The following is a 15,719-nucleotide window of genomic DNA, read 5'->3' on the forward strand; positions in this document are numbered from 1 at the left end:
GATCCTTATTCCGCAGGCTGCATCGCTGATGCCGGCTTGACCGGGGTTGCGCCGGCAATCGGCGCCTCATCGCGCAGGTTTCCGCGAATGGTCTGATAGACGTTCCAGGCCATGACGAGACCGCCCGTGAGGTAGAGCAGGCCGCCAGTCACGCGGATGACGTAGTAAGGGAACATCGCGGCGACCGTTTCTGCGAAGGAATAGACGAGGAAACCCTGATCGTCGTATTCGCGCCACATCAGGCCCTGCTGGATACCCGCAACCCACATGGCGGCGGCGTAGAGCACGATGCCGAGAATGGCGAGCCAGAAGTGCCAGTTGACCATGCGCACCGAGTAGAGGCGTTCGCGGTTCCACAGTTTCGGAGCCAGATAATAGATAGCGCCGAAGGTGATCATGCCGTTCCAGCCAAGCGCGCCGGAATGAACGTGACCGATGGTCCAGTCGGTATAGTGCGACAGCGAGTTGACCGCCTTGATCGACATCAGCGGGCCTTCGAAGGTCGCCATACCGTAGAAGGCGATAGCAGCCACCATCATGCGGATGATCGGATCGGTGCGGATCTTGTCCCATGCGCCCGAAAGCGTCATCAGGCCGTTGATCATACCGCCCCAGGACGGCATCCACAGCATGATCGAGAACACCATGCCCAGCGTCTGCGCCCAATCGGGCAAGGCGGTATAGTGCAGGTGGTGCGGACCGGCCCAGATATAGAGGAAGATCAGCGACCAGAAGTGGATGATCGACAGGCGGTAGGAATAGACCGGACGGTTCGCCTGCTTCGGCACGAAATAATACATCATGCCGAGGAACGAGGTGGTGAGGAAGAAGCCGACGGCATTGTGGCCGTACCACCATTGCGTCAGTGCATCCTGAACACCCGAAAAGGCGGAATAGCTCTTGGTGCCAAGGAAGGAGACCGGCACGGCAAGGTTATTCACGATATGCAGCATGGCGATGGTGATGATGAAGCCGAGGAAGAACCAGTTGGCCACATAGATATGCGGCTCCTTGCGCTTCAGCACGGTGCCGAGGAACACCACCAGATAGGCGACCCAGACGATGGTCAGCCAGATGTCGACATACCATTCCGGTTCGGCATATTCGCGGCTCTGCGTGATGCCGAGCAGATAGCCGGTGGCGGCCATGACGATGAAAAGCTGGTAGCCCCAGAACACGAACCAGGCCAGATCGCCGCCGAACAGGCGGGCGCGACAGGTGCGCTGCACCACATAGAAGGACGTGGTGATGAGCGCGGTGCCGCAGAAGGCGAAAATGACGGCGGAAGTGTGCAGCGGGCGCACGCGGCCGAAGTTCAGCCATGGTTCCAGATTGAGATCCGGAAAAGCGAGCTGCGCGGCGATAACAACGCCGACGAGGAAGCCGACAACGCCCCAGAACACTGTGGCAATCAGGCCGTAGCGGATCGGACCATCCATATAGACGGACTGATCCGTCTTTTTCGGCGTCAGACCGTAATCGGCGTTGCGCAACAGAAGAATGGTGAAAATGGCGAGCACGACGAACAGAATCCACATATGGGTTCTGAACAGCTCGTCATGGGAAAATCCGGCCAGGAGAACGGCAAAAAGCGCTCCCAGACCGGATAGGACTGTTCCAGCGGCGTAGTTCATGAAATCCCCTCGCAGCGCGTAACGAAGACCGCCCGTCAGGGGCAGTTGTAGCGACAGGATTTCTATCGGCGCTCAGTGGCGTGCTGTCATTGATCCTAATCAACGACGATTTTCTAGGGAGGAAACCGGTCTCAGACGTCAGGCGACTGGCACAGTCAGCGTGGCGCGAAGACCGCCATCGGGACGGTTCACCAGATCGAATGTGCCTTCCATCCGCGTGACAGCCATTTGCACAATGGCAAGGCCGAGGCCGCTGCCATTGTCCTGCCGGTGCTTGCCGCGGAAAAAGCGCTCGGTGACATGCGGCATTTCGATATCGGGGATGCCGGGGCCGCTGTCTTCGACTGTGAGGGTGAGGCGGCTGTCCGCGACGGTAAAGCCGCAGCACACAAAACCATCCGGTGGGGAATGCAGCACTGCGTTTTCGATCAGGTTGCGCGCCGCCAGCGTGAAGAGATGCGGGAAGGGCATCTGCACGAGCGGCATGCCCTCCAGCAATTCGATGGCGACACCGCGTTGTGCGCCGAGCATGCGCATATCGGTGGCGATAGTGTGCAGCAGCTTGCAGGCCGGTTCCGGCGTCGGGGTTTCGGTTTCGTCGGACGTTTCAAGCGCTGCAAGATCGAGCAGCTGACCGACCAGCCTGCTGGTGCGGTCCACACCGGCTGCAATCTGGCGCACCGCATTGGCGCGCACGGCTTCGTCCTTTGCGCTCTCCGCGATCTGTGCCTGCGTCTTCAGACCGGCGAGCGGCGTCTTCAGCTCATGGGCGGCGAAAATCGCGAAGTTGCGCTCGCGCTCGCGTGCTTCCTCGACACGGTGGAACAGCCCATTCAACGCGGTGACTGCAGGCGCAATTTCCGTGGGCAGGTTGTCTTCCGGCAACGGGCGCAAATCCTGCGCCTGTCGCTTCGACAGAACGGAGGCAAGGCTGCTCAACGGGTTGAGCCCGCGCCGCACGCAAAGCCAGATCATGCCAGCAAGCAACGGCAGCACCAGAAGGGCAGGCACGACCAGCCCCGTCACCACATTGCGGACCAGCCTTTCGCGAACATAGAGACTGTCGCCGACCATGACGCGCAGACCAAGTTGCGTGTTTTCAACCGCAAATACGCGCCAGCGCTCGCCAGCGACAACCGTGTTGGAAAAGCCGTTTGCCACGCTGGTCAGCCGCGTTACTGGCGCGCTTTCCGAACGCCCGACCAGCTTGCCGTCCAGCGCCCAGATCTGGCAGAAAAGCTGCCGGTCATAGTCGGAAAATTCCGGCATGGGCTTGAGCGAGAGCTGGCCGCCATCGCCATCAGGGCCGACTTCAACGCGATGATCGCTCAAAAGCGAATTGACCATGCGCGCGGCTTCCATCAGGCGCGCATCCAGAACCTTTTCCAGCTGGGCCTGGGTGGTATAGTGAATCCAGACCACGGCAACCAGCCAGACAATGCAGGTTACACCAATCAGAATGCCGGTCAGACGGCCACGGATCGAACTCATGCGCAGGCCCCCGCCAGACGATAGCCAACACCGCGCACCGTCTCGATGAAATCGGAGCCAAGTTTGGAACGCAGGTGGTGGACATGCACCTCCACCGCATTGCTTTCCACTTCTTCCTGCCAGCCATAAAGCGCTTCTTCCAGCGATGATTTGGAAAGCGTCGCATTGGGGCGCTCCATCAGCGCGCGCAGGATCGAGAATTCACGCCGCGTCAGCCGCAGCGGTTCGCCCTTGAAGCGCGCCGACATTTCCGCCGGATCAAGCTCGACGCCGCGCCATTCCAGCATGGCATTGGCGCGACCAGTCCCGCGCCGCGCAATGGCGCGCACCCGGGCGGCCAGTTCATGCAGGTCGAACGGCTTGCCGACATAGTCGTCGGCGCCAGCGTCCAGCCCCGCGATGCGTTCCGGCACCTGATCACGAGCGGTCAGAAGCAGGACAGGGGTGTCGTCACGTCCGCGCCGCATGGTCTTCAAAATGTCGAGGCCGGACCCGTCGGGCAGCATGAGATCAAGCACAACGGCATTGTAATTCTGTGCAGCAAGGGCTGCTTCGGCATCGCCGCAGGTCGAGACCGCATCCACGGTGAAACCGGCAATGCCCAAACCAACGGATAGCCCGTCGAGCAGGATTGCGTCGTCTTCAACCACCAGAATGCGCATCGATCTTCCTGTTTTCGCCTTGTTGTCGTTTTAAATCGGCCCGGCTTGTCGCTGTCCCAGCTTAAGGCTGCCTTAAGGTGGCGGCGGCATTCGCCTTTTGCAACATAATCAATTTTCTACGAATCAGTTCGGAAAACCGGAATGCGTCTTTCTGCGAGCCTTGTGAGTTTCGCTCTCCTGATCTTCACGGCGTTCTCGTCAGCCTTTGCCGCTGGCCCTTTGCCGGTGAACGAAGCCTTTCGTCTAGGCGTGACGAAGGATGCCGATGGACGCCTTGTGCTCGGCTGGACCATTGCCGAAGGCTATTATCTCTATCGCGATCATATTGCCGCCAAGGACGACAAGGGCAATGCGCTCGATGTCGATACGCAGCCCGGTATTGCCAAGGACGACCCGAATTTCGGCAGGCTCGAAGTCTATTATCGCCATGCCAGTGCCAGCCTGAATGCGCAAACCGCGCCGGTGGAAATCACCTATCAGGGCTGTCAGGAAGACGGCATCTGCTATCGGCCTGAAACGCGGACAGTCGACCCGGTGACGCTGGTCGTTTCAAGCCAGATGGGCACTCTGGCCAAAGCCCAAACCCAGTCCTTCGCGCAAGGCACCGCTTTCACGACTGCTGCACCCCGTATGGCTGCAAGCACGGCCAACGAAAGCAAGGCTTTTGCGCTCGCGCCCGAAAAGGGCATGGTCGAAAACCTGCTCGCTGAGGGCGGCACGGGCTTTGTGATCGCGGCCTTTCTGGCGTTCGGGGTGCTGCTGGCCTTCACGCCTTGCGTTTTCCCGATCTATCCCATCGTCGCCGGAACGCTGGCGCGCGAAGGCGAAAAGCTGACGGCAAAACGCGGCTTCGTCCTCTCCTCCATCTATGTGGTCAGTTTGGCTTTGGGCTTTGCGCTGGTGGGGGCAATCGCTGGCTGGTCGGGGCAGAACCTGCAAATGGTCCTGCAATCGAAATGGACGGCTCTGGCTCTGGCTGCCCTGTTCACCTTGCTGGCTGTGTCGATGTTTGGCCTGTTCCAGATCCAGCTTCCAAGCCGGTGGGTCAGCGCGGTTTCCGCGCAGACCGGCCAGCGTACAGGCTCCAAGCGCTCTGCCGCCGTGCTCGGCTTCTCGTCGGTGCTGATTGTCGGCCCTTGCGTGACCGCACCGCTGGCGGGCGCGCTTCTCTATATTGCACAGACGGCCAATGTCGCGCTGGGTGCGGGGGCACTCTTCGCGCTTGGTATCGGCAAGGGCTTGCCGCTGATCGCTTTCGCAACCCTTGGCGCGGGCACGCTGCCGCGCGCAGGCGCATGGATGGAAACCGTGAAGCAGATTTTCGGCTTCGGTTTTCTGGCAACCGCGATCTTCATGGCTGCACCGCTTTTGCCTTCGGGCGTGGATATGGCGCTCTGGGCCATTCTACTGTTCGGCGTGGCAAGTTTTGCGTTCCTCAAAGTGCCGGGGCATAGCGTTGTCGCCCGCACGATTGGCGCGGCAGCCTTCGTATATGCAACCATTCTGATGCTGGGCCTAGCGTCTGGCGGCAGAGATCCGTTGCAACCGCTGGCCGTATTCGCTAACCGTGGCGACAACCAGAGTATGGCCGAGCTGCGATTCGCGCCGGTCGATACGGTTTCTTCCCTTCAGGAGAAGCTTGCGACAGTGGAAGGCTCGCGCCCGACGCTGATCTATTTCACGGCGGATTGGTGCGTGAGTTGCTCCACCGTGGAAAAGCGTGTGTTGCCGGATGCCGATGTGAAGAAAAGCCTGAACGGCTATCAGCTCATCAAGGCCGATATTTCCGATCTCACCAATGGCAATGCGGACCTGATGGCGAAGCTGAAAGTGGCTGGCCCGCCGACGATGATCTTCTTCGACAAGGCAAGCCGCGAGCGGGAGGGGACGAGACTGGTGGGCGATGTCACGTCTGCCACCATTGCCCGGTCGGCCGGTCTCACCACTGATGGCCGGATGTAATTGCAGAAACAAGGATTGAAGACGATGCCGGGGGCTTGGACAATTATGAAACGCGGGGACGACAGATACCGCATTGCGGCGCGACTGTTGCGCATTGCCACCATCGCTATGCTGCCGCTGGCGGCAGCGGCCTGCACGACGACTTCCGCCGAGCAGCCGGTTGCAGTCGTGATGCCGGCGCCCATGGTTCAGCCGGTTGTGGCAGAACCGCAGCCGGTGCAAGTCGCAGCCGTGGCAGAACCGGAAGTGCAGACGGCGCGCAGCGAATATGAAGTGATGTATGGCGCTGTCACCGACGGCAAGAACTTCATTCCCGCGCTCGATGTGAACAAGATTGCCGAGCGCAACCTGCGCAAGCAGGTCGATTATGCGACGGATCACCCGGTGGGTACGATCATTGTCGATCCCTATGCGCGCTATCTTTATCTCGTGCAGCCGGGCGGCAAGGCCATGCGCTATTCAGTCGGTGTCGGTCGCGCCGGACTGACCTTCAAGGGCGAAGCCAAGGTTGCCTATAAGTCGCAATGGCCGCGCTGGACCCCGACCGCCAACATGATCAAGCGCAATCCCGACCATTATGCGAAATATGCCAATGGTCTGGAGGGCGGTATCCGCAATCCGCTTGGCGCCCGCGCGCTCTATCTCTATCGCGACGGCAAGGACACGCTTTATCGCATCCATGGCACCAATGAGCCGTGGTCGGTCGGCAAGGCGGCGTCTTCGGGCTGTATCCGTCTTTTCAATCAGGACATTCTCGATCTCTACAAGCGCGCCCCGACGGGTGCCCGCGTTGTGGTGCTCGACAAGTCCCAATCTGGCATGGGAGCTAGTTCATGATAAACCGCCGTCAGATGCTGGCTGTTTCAGCCGGGACCATTGCGACACTCGGGTTTTCGGGTGCGCAGGGTCTGGCACAGGCCGTTCCGACCGTGGCCGAGGTTCTCTACGACAAGGAAATCCCGGTTCTCGGTAATCCGCATGGCAATGTCACCATCGTCGAATATTTCGACTATCAATGCCCCTATTGCAAAAAGGGCCATGGTGAACTGATGCGCGTCGTCAAGGATGACGGCAATGTGCGACTGGTTCTGAAGGACTGGATCATTTTCGGCGATATGTCGGCCTATGCGGCGCGGCTTGTTCTGGCGGCGGAAAAGTCCGGCAATTACGTCAAGGCCATGGAAGCGCTGATGGCCACGCCTGGCCGTCTGACCAAGGAACAGGTCGATGCAGCGATGAAGAAGGGCGGTCTCGACGCCGCCAAGCTAGAAGCAGCCTACAAGGCCGATTCCAAGCGGATCAATGGCATTCTCGAGCGCAACATGAATCAGGGTGAAGCATTCAATTTCAGCGGCACTCCGTCTTTCGTCATCGGCACCAAGCTCTATGGCGGCGTGATGAAACAGCAGGAACTGATCGCGGCCATCGCGGATGCGCGTAAATCCTGATCGCGTCTGCCGGACGAATATTTCGATGAAGGCGGGTCTGCAAAGGCCCGCTTTTTTCATTTTGAATTTGAAAGCAAGCAGCGGAGTGTGACCGCCCTTGTAAGGTCGTATGTCTGGTTCATATAAAGAAGGAACACGGACATGAACCTTATGACCCTCAAAACGCATGATCCCGATGAAAGCCGCTGGCAGAAGGTGCTCGGACGCGACAAGGCGTCGGACGGTGCCTTCGTTTATGCCGTGCGCACCACCGGCGTTTATTGCCGCCCATCCTGCCCGTCGCGGCGCGGAAAGCGCGAAAACGTGCAGTTTTTCGATCGTTGCGAAGATGCGGAGCGGGCAGGTTTTCGACCCTGCATGCGCTGCAAGCCGCATCTGACCGAAACGCTCGCAACGCAGAACAATGCGCGCCATGCCGAAATCGTGGCGGCTGCCTGCCGCTATATCGAGGCAGCGGAGGAAGTGCCGTCTCTGGAAGAAATCGCGGATGCGGTGAAGACCAGTCCGGCGCATTTCCATCGTATTTTCAAAGCCTTCACCGGACTGACGCCCAAGGCCTATGCGGACGCACATCGCGCCCGGAAAATGCGGGTGGCGCTCGACGCGCCGGAGATCCGGGTGACCGATGCGATCTATGATGCCGGTTACAATTCCAGCAGCCGCTTCTATGAAGCATCAGACCGGATTCTTGGAATGACACCAAAGGCTTACCGACAGGGCGGCAAGGATGCCGACATTCGTTTCGCCATTGGGCAATCGGCGCTTGGCGCAGTTCTTGTGGCGGCGAGCGAGAAGGGCGTCTGCGCCATCTTGATGGGCGACGATCCGGAAGCACTGATCCGCGATCTGGAAAAGCGCTTTCCGAAAGCCAATCTCATCGGGGCTGATCGCGACTTTGAAGACATGATCGCTCAGGTGGTCGGCTTTGTCGAAGCGCCGGGCATCGGTCTCAACCTCCCGCTCGATCTGCGGGGCACAGCGTTCCAGCAGCGCGTCTGGCAGGCCTTGCGGGAAATTCCGGCGGGAAAAACAGCGAGCTATACGGATATAGCCGAGCGGATCGGTGCGCCGAAAGCCGTTCGCGCCGTTGCGCAGGCCTGCGCCGCCAACAAGATCGCCGTCGCGGTGCCATGCCACCGCGTGGTGCGCAATGATGGCGGACTGTCCGGCTATCGCTGGGGTGTTGAGCGCAAGCGCGATCTCCTGAAGCGGGAGCGTGAAGCATGAGCGGCGATCACGAAATGGCGGCGGCAAAAGTCGCCGCCTATGACTGGGAGAAGATCGGCGCCGAACTCGACACATTCGGCACGGCCATTCTCCCGAAACTTCTCTCCGAAAATGATTGCCACAATTTTGCCACGAAATGGCATGATTCCGCCGCATTTCGCACCACCATTTCCATGGCGCGGCACGGTTTTGGACGCGGCGAATACAAATATTACGCCAATCCGCTGCCTGCCTTAATTGGGAGCCTGCGCACCAGCCTCTATCCGCAGCTCGCCCCCATCGCCAATGCGTGGAGCCGGAGAATGGGCAGCGACACCCGCTATCCGCCAACCCATGACGCCTTTCTGGAACGCTGCCATGCAGCCGGGCAGTCGCGCCCGACACCGCTTCTCCTGCAATATGTGGAGGGGGATTATAATTGTCTGCATCAGGACCTTTATGGTGACGTTGCTTTCCCTTTGCAGGTGGCCATTCTCCTGTCGAAACCGGGCGAGGATTTTATGGGCGGTGAATTCGTGCTCACCGAGCAACGCCCGCGTATGCAGAGCAGGGCGGAGGTGGTGCCGCTTCAACAGGGAGATGCGGTGATCTTCGCCGTCAACGACCGCCCGGTGCAGGGCACGCGCGGCGACTACCGGGTCAAGATGCGGCACGGCGTCAGCCGGATCCGCTCCGGCATGCGACATACGCTGGGCATAATCTTTCACGATGCGCGATAGATCTGACATAAAGGGTTGAACCGAAATGCGTATTGGCCTTTGATCGCGCAAAGCATTGAAGGAGTCGACCATGAGCGTGACCATCTACGGTATCAAAAACTGCGACACCATGAAGAAGGCGCGCACATGGCTTGAGGACCATGGCATCGACTATGGTTTTCACGACTACAAGAAGGAAGGGCTCGATGCGGCAACGCTCGACCGATTCCTGAAAACCGTCGCCTGGGAACAGCTTTTGAACCGCGCTGGCACGACTTTTCGCAAATTGCCGGAAGAGGTGCGCCAGAATGTCGATGCCGCCAAGGCGCGTGCGCTGATGCTGGAACAGCCCTCCATGGTCAAGCGTCCGGTGCTCGACAAGGACGGCGTGCTGACGGTCGGGTTCAAGCCGGATCAGTATGAGGCCTTCTTCAAGTCTTGAGCTACCGGGCTTCTGCCATAGATATCTGCGGATAGGTCTGCCGAAGCGGAGAAAGCCATGCATCAGCGCTTGAACAAGATCGTTCAGCAATGGTCGGTGAGCTGGCGCGATGCGCTGGTTGCGTCCATTGCGGGCGCTGTGGCGTGGCTGATCTGTCAATGGCTTCTCGGCCAGCCACGGCCGGTCTTTGCCATGGTCACGGCGGTGATTTGTCTCGCGCCCAACCTGCCAAACCACGGCAAACAGGCCATCGGCGTGATGGTCGGCGTGACGACTGGCGTGGTGATCGGAGAATTGTCGCTTCTGCTGCCGGAAACCATTCCCGTCATGCATATGGCCGTGGTGACCTTCATTGCCATGGTGCTGGCTACATCGTTCGGCATGGCGCCGGCGATTGCCATCCAATCCGGTGTTTCGGCCATTCTGGTGCTGGCCATGGGGCCGCAGGTGGCGGGCGTGACCCGCCTGATCGACGTTCTGGTGGGGGCAGGTGTCGGGCTTTTGTTCAGCCAGATCTTGCTAACGCCTGACCCGGTGCGGCTGATCGACAGGGCGGCGCGGGGCCTGCTGGACCGGCTGGCAAACGGGCTGAAACAGGCGGCTTTGGCGCTCGATAAACAGGACCCGGTGCGCGCGCAAAATGCGATCAACCAGTTCACCTCCGCCCATCGGGCCGTCATCGCGCTGGGGGACGGCATTGCGCTTGCCCGCAGCAATGCGCGCTGGTCGTTGCGCGGGCGGCTCGCGGCCCGCGAAGTGACGGAAATGGCCGGGCGTTATGATCGTCGCGGCATTCGTCTTTATGCCTCGGCGCTACTGTTTGGCGAAGCGCTTGGCAATGCGCTGCGCAAGAAAGAGGCTCCCCCGCCGCCATGGGTCAGCGAGGCGCTGCAGATCATCATCGCCAATTGTTCGCTGGATGAAGGCGTGGTGCCGCAGCGCATTCCGCCCGTGCCGAAGGAAATACCCTTCGGCTGGCGCGATTGCGTACACCGGCTGGAATCGGTGCAGGATACGCTGTTGCACTTCCTGCATTCGGGAATTCCCGACAGTGTGCCGGTCCAGACAAGGAAGACGGTACACTCTTGAGCAATTCAACCGAAGTTGCTTTCCGATTGGGATGTTAATCTACTCCCATGGATGCGACCGCACCGGATTTGCCAAAACATTGGATCTCACCGAACCCTGGTCGGCTGATATTTGCCGTTCCCTTTGAATGGCATCGGTTTCAATGGCGGAAACGTGACTGTTCTTTCGGTAGGGAGACGACGCGTCGTATCCCGCCTGTCCAGCGCAGCCTGCAAGAACGATCATAGATAAAACAATACAGGAATTGAAATTCATTATGTCCACTTATTAATAGGGTTCAATATATTGGGTTTTAAAATTATTAAAACATATCAACTGGTTAAGGCGATATGAGGATATCATGATGGGAGATAGTACACGCATGTCCGGGTCGCAAGACCCGGGCCATGCAAATACTGTCGCTTCTTTCATTTTGTGTGGTGGCCTTTATGAAACCGGGTCGTCACGCTTTTCCAGAATGTGATCGACCAGCCCCCAGTTGAGACCTTCCTGCGCGGTCATGAAATTATCGCGGTCCAGTGCGCGTTCAACCTCTTCTTCGTTGCGTCCGCAATGTTCTGCGTAAAGCCGTATCATGCGGCGTTTGGTACGCTGCACCTCCTCGGCATGGATGAAAATATCCGATGCCTGGCCCTGAAACCCGCCCGATGGCTGGTGCACCAGCAGGCTGGCATTGGGCAGTGCTGCGCGGTGGCCGGGTTCGCCCGCCATCAGCAGGAAGGACCCCATCGAGCGGGCGGTGCCCATGCAAAGCGTGTGAACAGGTGCACGGATATAGCGCATCGTATCGTAGATCGCGAAACCGCTCGTCACCACACCGCCGGGCGAATTGATATAGAGATTGATCGGCAGCCTGGCATTTTCGGCTTCGAGAAACAGCAACTGGGCGCAGACCAGTTCCGAAACCGTGTCGTTCACCTCACCGTTCAGAAACACGATCCTCTCGCGCAGCAGACGGGAGTAAATGTCGAATGACCGCTCGCCGCGGCTCGATTGTTCAACGACCATAGGGACGAGTTGCATCGTTTCGCGCATGGCGAACTCCTTTCCAGATTGTCGGATGAAGGCGTGGTCGGGTTAGGCCGCGCGCATCAGCAGCGATCCATTGGCATTGGCTGCAACCGGGGCAGGGCGCTTCAGCCTTATGTCGCTCAGCACATGGCTGATCTGTAAGCGCGTGCCGCCCTCACCATTGGGAGCAATGCTGAAAGTGACGGTGCTTTCGAGAAAAGGCGGTTCCTTCTCGCGCATCCGATAGGTGATTTCCTCACCGGGTTTGCACGATGCGGCACTCTGTTCGGCAAGATCGGCTGCAGGAAGCCAGTGCTCCCGGAATTCGGGCGTGCTGATTGCCCGCCAGACCTTCTGCGGCGCAGCATCCAGCTCATAGGTCTGTGCGATATCGGGCCTCGGCGTTTGGCTCTGCTGCTCGGTCATTGGTCCATATCCTTCAGCAAGTCTTTCAGGGCATCGATGCGCGCTGGCCAGTAGGCGCGATATTTCATCAGCCACTGGGCCATCAGCGCCAGACCGTCGGGGTCGACTTCGTAATTCACGAACCGCCCGCGCTTTTCTTCCCGTACCAGACTGGCGCCGCGTAAAACCGCCAGATGCTGGGACATGGCGGGCTGGCTGATCTCCATGCCTTCGCGCAGTGCGCTGGCATTCAGACTGCCAGTCGCCAGTTTTTCATAGATTGCGCGTCGGGTCGGATCGGCCAGCGCCTTAAAAATATCGTTCTCGCTCATGACTAATACATAAGCATACACTTATGTGATTCGCAAGCCGTGTTTGGGCCTTGCCGAGCGTTCGCGCCTATTTGTCGGGCGAGGTGAACTGCATCGTATAGACACCCCCGCCGATGCCTTGCGCGAGCGAGGGAGCCAGTTGCACCGGCGTGCATTTCTGCACGGCCTGTATGGCGGTATCGACAAAAGCTTTCCTGGCTTTGTCGTCGCCCTGCACATCGATCGCCGTGGCACGGGGAGCGCCGATCAGGCTGCCGTCGCGCTTGAAGCTGAAGCTCAGCGTGACGGATGAGTTCTTCGTATCGGCAGGCGGCGACCAGCAGGCCTGCAACGCCGCACCAACCTCTTCCATGGACTTCAGTTCCGCCGCCTGAACCGCGCCAGCAGTCAGAAAGACGGATGCAAACAGACCAGTCATAGAAATGAGTTTTTGAACCGCGATCAATTTGGCCTCCCCAAGCGCGATGTTTCCACATTGAAGTAGGGCAGTAGGGGAATAGGGGAATAAGGCAGTATGTTTTGGTTGCGGACGGCCGAGGCGTTGTTAATCCTATTCCCCTATTCCCCTATTCCCCTATTCCCCTATTCCCCTATTCCCCTATTCCCCTATTCCCCTATTCCCCTATTCCCCTTGATCGCTGCCATCAGAAAAATTCAATTGTACGCCAACGCTTGAAGGGTATTTTGCGGCGCACGACCCAGTTCTCTCCCAAGTCGAACTTTCTCAAGTCAGCTTTTTCCCGTTCGGATATTTCAATGTCATCCTCCCCCAATACCGCTCAACACCAGACGGCTATCCGTTATGCGCTGGGCGGTTTTCTCGCCATGGCCTCCGCAATGGGGATCGGGCGTTTCATCTACACGCCGATCCTGCCGGGCATGATGGCCGATCTTGGCTTCAACGCTGCTGATGCCGGCTTCATCGCTTCCGCCAATTATATCGGCTATCTGCTTGGTGCTGTCGCGGCGGGTTATGGCTGGTCGGCAGGCATTGAACGGGCCAGCGTGATCACCGGCCTGATCATCAGTGCGGTGCTTTGCGCGGCCATGGCGCTGTTCGACGGCGTCTGGATGTTTGCAGCCATCCGCTTTGCTGCGGGTTTCATCAGCGCGGTGACCATGATCCTTTGCACCGCCATCGTGCTCAGCCATGTGACCGCCGCAGAGCGCAGCGGGCTTGGTGCGGTGCATTTCGGCGGGGTGGGCAGCGGTATTGCCATCTCGGCAGTGCTGGTCGCCGCCATCCGCTTTTCCGGCCTTGGCTGGCGTGCGGATTGGGTCGGTGCGGCACTGCTCACGCTGGTCATGCTGGCGGGGGTGGTCTTTCTGGTGCGCGAAGGACCGCGCGGCAATGGCGGCAACACCCGTGAGCCGGCTTTGCCGAAAAGCTTTGCCTTCAACGCATTGGCGCTTGCCTATGGTATTTTCGGCTTCGGCTATGTCATCACCGCGACGTTTCTGATCGCCATCGTGCGCGCCAACGAGGGCGGACCGCTGATGGAAGCAGCCGTGTGGATTGTCACCGGCCTGACCGCTGCGCCGTCCATCTGGTTGTGGTCCCCGGCGGCGAAAAAGTTCGGCCTGTTCAACGCCTTCGCGCTGACGGCGATATTGGAAGCCATCGGCGTTGCGGCCAGCGTCGTCATCGCGCCGCCTGTTGGCCCACTGGTTGGGGGTGCGCTTCTGGGCATGACCTTCATGGCGCTGACGGCTTTCGGTCTTCAGATCGCGCGGTTTCTGGCGCCTGCCTCGCCAAAGCGGGCGCTGGCGCGTATGACTGTGTGCTTCAGCATCGGGCAGATTGTCGGGCCGCTGGTCGCAGGTTTTATGGCGCAGCGTTCCGGCTCGTTCACCTCGGCCAGTCTCGCCGCCGCGCTGTCGCTGGTGGCGGTTGCTGTGATTGGCGTGCTGGCGGGTCAAAAGGCCAAGTAGAACGACGAGAGTGGAAATCTGAAAAAGTTTTCCAACAAAATCTTACAAACATTTAACTGGCAAAGGCGCGGCAAGAAGCATTCTATGGGGCGATAACCCCATAGAATCGGGACCCTTTTCGTGTTCGTATCTTTCTTTCCTCGCCCAAAACTGTTTTTCCCATCTGTCGTGCTCTGGAGCCTGCTGGCTGTCCTTAGCTGGTACATGGGGGGAGAAAATCTCGGGCGCATATTCGGAATGCCGCCAGCCGCCGCGGATGCTGCGCCGATCATCGGCGCCAGCATTTTCTGGTCCACGCCGTTCCTCTGGTTCTACATCTATTTTGCGGTAGCAACCTTTGCGTTTTATGCTTTCTGGGCAGTGTTTTCACCGCATCCATGGCAGCGCTGGTCGATCCTCGGTTCGGCGCTGATCCTGTTCACGACCTATTTCTCCGTGCAGGCCAGCGTGGCGGTGAATGCCTGGTATGGTCCGTTCTACGATATGGTGCAGAAGGCGCTGTCGACGCCGGGTTCGGTCACGGCCAGCGATTTCTATTGGGGCACTGTCGACTTCCTTGGCATCGCCTTCATCGCGGTCACGGTCGGTGTGCTGAGCCTGTTCTTCGTCAGCCATTACATCTTCCGCTGGCGCACGGCGATGAATGATTATTACATGAGCCACTGGCCGCAACTGCGCCACATAGAAGGTGCGGCGCAGCGCGTGCAGGAAGACACGATGCGATTTTCCTCAACGCTGGAACAGTTGGGCGTCAGTCTGGTGAAGGCCGTCATGACGCTGATCGCCTTCTTGCCGGTCTTGTTCAGTTTTTCCGAGAAGATCAATGAACTGCCAATCATCGGCGTCATCCCGCATGCACTTGTGTGGGCGGCGGTTTTCTGGGCCGTCTTCGGTACAGGCCTGCTGGCGCTGGTCGGCATCAAGCTGCCGGGGCTGGAGTTTAACAATCAGCGCGTGGAAGCGGCCTATCGTAAGGAACTGGTTTATGGCGAGGATCATGATGACCGCGCGGGGCCGGTTACAATGCGCGAATTGTTCCGCAATGTCCGACACAATTACTTCCGGCTCTATTTCCACTATGTCTATTTCAACGTGGCCCGCATTCTCTACCTGCAGGCGGACAATGTCTTTCCGACGATCATCCTCATTCCGTCCATCGTGGCAGGCAAGCTGACACTTGGCCTGATGAACCAGATCAGCAACGTGTTCTCTCAGGTGCAGGGTTCGTTCCAGTATCTCGTCAATTCATGGACGACGATCATCGAGCTTTTGTCGATCTACAAACGTCTGCGGGCTTTCGAGGCGACCATCCATGGCGAACCGCTGCCGTCGCTGGATCGCGAAAATCTGGAAACACCGCAGGGCGTTTAGAGCATTTCCAGCAAA

At 59.0% G+C, this 15,719-nt stretch carries 16 protein-coding genes; 9 read left to right on the plus strand and 7 right to left on the minus strand.

Going from position 1 to position 15,719, the window contains the following annotated elements:
* Window positions 1-5: 5 nt before the first annotated feature.
* From ccoN to FHW03_RS03465, 3 genes are all read right to left on the minus strand, one after another.
* Window positions 6-1,634: a cytochrome-c oxidase, cbb3-type subunit I gene (gene ccoN, locus FHW03_RS03455; RefSeq protein ID WP_182519356.1), complete on the minus strand. Its 1,629-nt coding sequence runs from the start codon at window positions 1,632-1,634 to the stop codon at window positions 6-8.
* 138 nt (window positions 1,635-1,772) lie between these two features.
* Window positions 1,773-3,125, minus strand: coding sequence for an ATP-binding protein (locus FHW03_RS03460; RefSeq protein WP_182519357.1), 1,353 nt, complete (start codon window positions 3,123-3,125; stop codon window positions 1,773-1,775).
* The gene (locus FHW03_RS03465) at window positions 3,122-3,787 is read right to left on the minus strand and encodes a response regulator transcription factor (RefSeq protein ID WP_182519358.1); all 666 of its coding nucleotides are present in this window, start codon (window positions 3,785-3,787) and stop codon (window positions 3,122-3,124) included. The genes FHW03_RS03460 and FHW03_RS03465 overlap by 4 nt, the downstream gene beginning before the upstream one ends.
* 141 nt (window positions 3,788-3,928) lie before the next feature.
* On the opposite strand from FHW03_RS03465, the gene dsbD reads away from it, so the two are divergent.
* The 7 genes from dsbD (at window position 3,929) to FHW03_RS03500 (ending at window position 10,653) form a co-directional block, all read left to right on the plus strand.
* The gene (gene dsbD / locus FHW03_RS03470; protein WP_182519359.1) at window positions 3,929-5,749 is read left to right on the plus strand and encodes a protein-disulfide reductase DsbD; all 1,821 of its coding nucleotides are present in this window, start codon (window positions 3,929-3,931) and stop codon (window positions 5,747-5,749) included.
* 45 nt (window positions 5,750-5,794) lie between these two features.
* Complete coding sequence (locus FHW03_RS03475; protein WP_182519360.1) at window positions 5,795-6,586, plus strand: L,D-transpeptidase; 792 nt, start codon at window positions 5,795-5,797, stop codon at window positions 6,584-6,586.
* On the plus strand, window positions 6,583-7,197 hold the full coding sequence (locus FHW03_RS03480) for a DsbA family protein (RefSeq protein WP_182519361.1): 615 nt from the start codon (window positions 6,583-6,585) through the stop codon (window positions 7,195-7,197). The genes FHW03_RS03475 and FHW03_RS03480 overlap by 4 nt, the downstream gene beginning before the upstream one ends.
* A 141-nt stretch (window positions 7,198-7,338) precedes the next feature.
* A complete protein-coding gene (ada, locus tag FHW03_RS03485) occupies window positions 7,339-8,424 on the plus strand; it encodes a bifunctional DNA-binding transcriptional regulator/O6-methylguanine-DNA methyltransferase Ada (RefSeq protein WP_182519362.1) in 1,086 nt (361 codons plus the stop codon).
* Entirely contained in the window at window positions 8,421-9,143 is a 723-nt protein-coding gene (locus tag FHW03_RS03490; protein WP_182519363.1) for a 2OG-Fe(II) oxygenase, read from the plus strand. The genes ada and FHW03_RS03490 overlap by 4 nt, the downstream gene beginning before the upstream one ends.
* A gap of 70 nt (window positions 9,144-9,213) precedes the next feature.
* Window positions 9,214-9,564 (plus strand): ArsC family reductase, encoded by a 351-nt coding sequence (locus FHW03_RS03495; protein ID WP_078337982.1) that lies wholly within the window; start codon window positions 9,214-9,216, stop codon window positions 9,562-9,564.
* A gap of 57 nt (window positions 9,565-9,621) precedes the next feature.
* Window positions 9,622-10,653 (plus strand): FUSC family protein, encoded by a 1,032-nt coding sequence (locus FHW03_RS03500; protein ID WP_182519364.1) that lies wholly within the window; start codon window positions 9,622-9,624, stop codon window positions 10,651-10,653.
* 426 nt (window positions 10,654-11,079) lie between these two features.
* Here the strand turns inward: FHW03_RS03500 and FHW03_RS03505 are convergent, their stop codons facing one another.
* The 4 genes from FHW03_RS03505 to FHW03_RS03520 form a co-directional block, all read right to left on the minus strand.
* Window positions 11,080-11,688 carry an ATP-dependent Clp protease proteolytic subunit gene (locus FHW03_RS03505; protein ID WP_182519365.1) on the minus strand — a complete coding sequence of 203 codons (609 nt, stop codon included), beginning with the start codon at window positions 11,686-11,688 and terminating at the stop codon, window positions 11,080-11,082.
* A gap of 42 nt (window positions 11,689-11,730) precedes the next feature.
* Entirely contained in the window at window positions 11,731-12,090 is a 360-nt protein-coding gene (locus FHW03_RS03510; protein ID WP_182519366.1) for an SRPBCC domain-containing protein, read from the minus strand.
* Window positions 12,087-12,401 (minus strand): metalloregulator ArsR/SmtB family transcription factor, encoded by a 315-nt coding sequence (locus FHW03_RS03515; protein WP_182519367.1) that lies wholly within the window; start codon window positions 12,399-12,401, stop codon window positions 12,087-12,089. The genes FHW03_RS03510 and FHW03_RS03515 overlap by 4 nt, the downstream gene beginning before the upstream one ends.
* 67 nt (window positions 12,402-12,468) lie before the next feature.
* Window positions 12,469-12,819 (minus strand): hypothetical protein, encoded by a 351-nt coding sequence (locus FHW03_RS03520; RefSeq protein WP_182519431.1) that lies wholly within the window; start codon window positions 12,817-12,819, stop codon window positions 12,469-12,471.
* A 338-nt stretch (window positions 12,820-13,157) separates the two neighbouring features.
* Between FHW03_RS03520 and FHW03_RS03525 the strand changes: the two genes are divergently transcribed.
* Window positions 13,158-14,333 (plus strand): YbfB/YjiJ family MFS transporter, encoded by a 1,176-nt coding sequence (locus tag FHW03_RS03525; protein WP_182519368.1) that lies wholly within the window; start codon window positions 13,158-13,160, stop codon window positions 14,331-14,333.
* A 120-nt stretch (window positions 14,334-14,453) separates the two neighbouring features.
* Window positions 14,454-15,704, plus strand: a complete 1,251-nt coding sequence (sbmA, locus tag FHW03_RS03530; RefSeq protein WP_182519369.1) for a peptide antibiotic transporter SbmA — start codon at window positions 14,454-14,456, stop codon at window positions 15,702-15,704.
* Window positions 15,705-15,719: the final 15 nt, after the last annotated feature.

Source organism: Ochrobactrum sp. RH2CCR150 (assembly GCA_014138095.1).
Lineage (GTDB): Bacteria > Pseudomonadota > Alphaproteobacteria > Rhizobiales > Rhizobiaceae > Brucella > Brucella gambitense.